The sequence below is a fragment of the Aerococcus sp. L_32 genome (genome assembly GCF_050689315.1).
In genome coordinates this window covers 1-3,639 of record NZ_JBOEQF010000212.1, presented here as the reverse complement: position 1 = coordinate 3,639, position 3,639 = coordinate 1, and the positions used below count along the sequence as shown (strand labels likewise).

General features: G+C 38.6%; 4 protein-coding genes. 2 read left to right on the top strand and 2 right to left on the bottom strand.

The window, feature by feature from the left end:
- Nucleotides 1-252: 252 nt before the first annotated feature.
- Nucleotides 253-444: a hypothetical protein gene (locus ACRCJ0_RS10610; protein ID WP_431390413.1), complete on the bottom strand. Its 192-nt coding sequence runs from the start codon at nucleotides 442-444 to the stop codon at nucleotides 253-255.
- Between the two features lie 14 nt (nucleotides 445-458).
- Nucleotides 459-1,130 carry a hypothetical protein gene (locus ACRCJ0_RS10605; RefSeq protein ID WP_431390412.1) on the bottom strand — a complete coding sequence of 224 codons (672 nt, stop codon included), beginning with the start codon at nucleotides 1,128-1,130 and terminating at the stop codon, nucleotides 459-461.
- Between the two features lie 426 nt (nucleotides 1,131-1,556).
- Between ACRCJ0_RS10605 and ACRCJ0_RS10600 the strand changes: the two genes are divergently transcribed.
- Nucleotides 1,557-3,152 (top strand): alpha-amylase, encoded by a 1,596-nt coding sequence (locus ACRCJ0_RS10600; RefSeq protein ID WP_431390414.1) that lies wholly within the window; start codon nucleotides 1,557-1,559, stop codon nucleotides 3,150-3,152.
- A 102-nt stretch (nucleotides 3,153-3,254) separates the two neighbouring features.
- On the top strand, nucleotides 3,255-3,639 hold a 385-nt coding region (locus ACRCJ0_RS10595), incomplete at its 3' end, for a dUTP diphosphatase (protein ID WP_431390411.1).

Genomic DNA, 3,639 nt, shown 5'->3' with positions numbered 1-3,639 from the left:
TCTAGTCGTCTTTGGTAACAAGCAAAAAATCGACGACTCAACGCAAACATTCAACAACAAACGTACGATTTAAGCGAAAAAATTAAAAGAGAGAAAAAAGATTTCACTTCGAAATCTTTTTTCTCTCTTTATTTAGTTAACTGCGATTTGTATTGTCCCAGTCTCATCCCAATATTTAAAAGATAATATTCCACGGCATACAAATAAGAATAACAAATAAATAGTTTATTTAGAAAATGTTATGCATTTTGCTTATTGAAGCCCTAGTGCTTCACCAAATGTGAGTGCAACAAAGGCCAAGAGTAATAAGACCCCGCCGACAACCTTCAAACGGGCTTGTTGGGCAGCAGTCATGCCTTCAGGGGTTTGTCCCTTCCAGATGATATAGATATTGACTAAAATACATAAAATGGCAAAGATGGTTCCGACTAAATAACGGCTCATATAGGCTCCTTTAATTATAATTGTGACAATTTCACTTCGATGGAAGTTGTTACGTCTTGATTATTGATACGACTAGTACCAGAAATAGTCCATTCAACTGCTTTAATTTCATTGGTGTAACGATTAGTAACAAGTTGGATTTGGTGGACAGCGTCGTTGTTGTAAGACTCACTCACAATACCATTCAATAAATTGTTTAATTGCTGATTTTCCCCAGAGAAAGAAACGGTTTGATCACTTAAAGAACCGGTCCATTCACCGATCGTATCAAGCGTCGTTAATATACTATGGATTTGACTAAGAGATAGGACATTTAAACGGTCCAAATGAGAGTCATTGGTTAAACTTTGTTGCCATTCGCTGCCATTTTCCTTGTAGGTAGATTGGGCGTCGTGCGTTTCAACTTGTAAGATGGCATCATCATTGCCAGAAGCAAGATTTTTTTGAATAAGTGTTCCAGAAAAGTTATCAGCATTATCATAAGAAAGGGTCGACATAACTGTTTCAGTATTTGCGGGTTCAGTAGTTACCTGTTCGATGATCGTAGATTGCTTGTAGGATTGGGTTTCAGTTAAAGTTTCATTGACCGCATTACCTAATTCTGTTGACGATTCACGCGCTTCAACGTGGTTACCAACTAGTAACATGATGCTCGCCAATAAAACCCATTTAAATAGTTTTCGCATTTCAGGCACCCTTTATATTTATATTTTAAGTAGTTCGAAGATTGGGAATGTTTATGACGCTATACGTCAAAGGTGATTTCACCTAATATCTCTATTCTATAGAACTTTTGTGAAGATTTAAAGACCAATCGTTTAAAATATGACATTAATTTCCCTTGATTTCAACCACTTGGAAGGGTTCACAGATTTTGAAAAATTATTTGCAGTATTTTGCTGATTTATGACTTATAAACTAGTAAGGGCTTTAAAAAAATGCTAATACGATAGCTTGGCGAAGCTAAAATTATCTCATTGAAGAAACTTTCGGTATAATAACTGTAATGTGATATTGAATCTAATCAATATACAAAGCAAGAAACTGAAATAAAGTCGTGAAAAAATAGGGATAGACATTAAGATTAGGCGAAAGCGGGGGATAATGATATGGTGATGAACGGTGTATTAATGCAATATTTTGAGTGGGACTTACCTGATGATGGTAGCTTATGGAAAAAGTTAGCGGAAGATGCAGAACACTTGGCATCAATTGGGATTTCTCATGTGTGGATGCCACCAGCAACTAAAGGTCAATCGAGTAACGACGTTGGTTACGGGACTTACGACTTATTTGATATTGGGGAATTTGATCAAAAAGGGACGGTTCGTACCAAATACGGGACCCGCGCAGAATATCAAGCGGCAATTGATGCCTTACATGAACAGGATATTTGGGTGCTAGCGGATGCCGTTTTAAACCATAAAGGTGGTGCCGATGAAACGGAAGTATTCCAAGCCTATCCAATGAACCCAACAAATCGACAAGAAAAGCTTGGTGAAGCTCGAGATATTGAAGGGTGGACCAAATTTACTTTTCCAGGTCGAAATGGTGAATACTCAGACTTTATTTGGGATTTTAACTGCTTCTCTGGGATTGATTTTGACCAAAGAACAGGTGAAAGTGGCATCTTTATGATTAAAGGTGAGAATAAAGGTTGGGCAGATGATGAAGCAGTGGACGGAGAGAATGGTAACTTCGACTACTTGATGTTTGCAGATATTGATTATGGTAATCCTTATGTTCAAGAAGAAGTCTTAAAATGGGCGCGTTGGTATTTAGATTCTTTTAATTTAAATGGCTTTAGAATGGATGCCTTAAAACATATCGATTTTGCTTTTATCGACCAGCTAATATCTGCTTTACGAGAAAATAATCCAGATATCTATGTTGTAGGGGAATACTGGCAAAGTAATACCGGTGTACTTTTCGATTATTTAACGGAAACGGATTATCAAATTGACCTATTTGATGTGGCCTTACATCAACGTTTTAAACAAGCAGCTGCATCTTGGGATCAATTTGATATGGGATCCCTGCTTGAGGGATCACTCTTAAAAGATAGACCGGATCTAGCTGTACCATTCGTTGATAATCATGATTCTCAGCCTGGACAAGCCCTCGAGTCGTGGGTAGATGAATGGTTTAAACCTATTGCTTACGGGGTGATTTTGCTGCACCAATCCGGCTTGCCAGCTATTTTCTACGGAGATTATTACGGTATTGAAAGTATCGACTACAAAGGTTTCCAAGAGACCTTAGATAAGCTTTTAGCCTTAAGACGTGGAAATGCCTACGGTGATCAACATGATTATTTTGACCATAAAAATTGTATTGGTTATACCCGAACTGGCGATGATGAACATCCAGATGGACTCGCTTTTATCGCAACTAATGGTGAACAGGCGAAGAAGCGTATGTATGTAGGAGAACTTCATGTAGGAGAAGAGTGGATGGACGCGATGGGGGAAATTGAAGGATCGGTAACTATTGAAGAGGATGGTACTGGTGTATTTAAAGTACATGCTGGGTCAATGTCCGTTTGGGTCAACAAGTCTGATGCAGACCATATTGACGGTGAAGCAGATGAAGATTTTGAAGATACTAGCTATTTTGAAGAAACCCCTACTGAAGAAATGGCTGAACCGGATGTAGAAGCAGCACAAGTGGCAGATGCGGAAGTAGCTGCTGCTGACCAGAACGAGTAAGTAACACTGAATCCACATGGTCTAACATTTAGAAATCTGCTAATCAATGGTACAATAGGTCAGTAAAATTCAAGTATGCGTAGTAAAGGATGGAATTTGTTTATGACAGTAGAAAATACACGAGGATTTGAGAAAATCTCGGCCTATGCTAATGATGAGGCAATTACATTACCAAGACGTTCAACAACCCTATCGGCTGGCTACGATATCGCAGCGGCTGAAGATATTGTTGTACCGGCAATGTGGAAGACTGGTGTGAAGCATGTGCTAAAAGACCTCGCTCATTTAAATGTAGCAGGTGAAGTAGACGAAAGTGCTATGAAACCAGTGCTAGTGCCAACAGGTTTGAAGGCTTATATGGGCGAGAATGAATACTTACAATTAGCTTGTCGGTCTTCAAATCCTCTTAAACGTGGGCTTTCATTACCTAATGGGATAGGTATTGTTGATGCAGATTACTACAATAATGAAAATAATGAAGGTCATC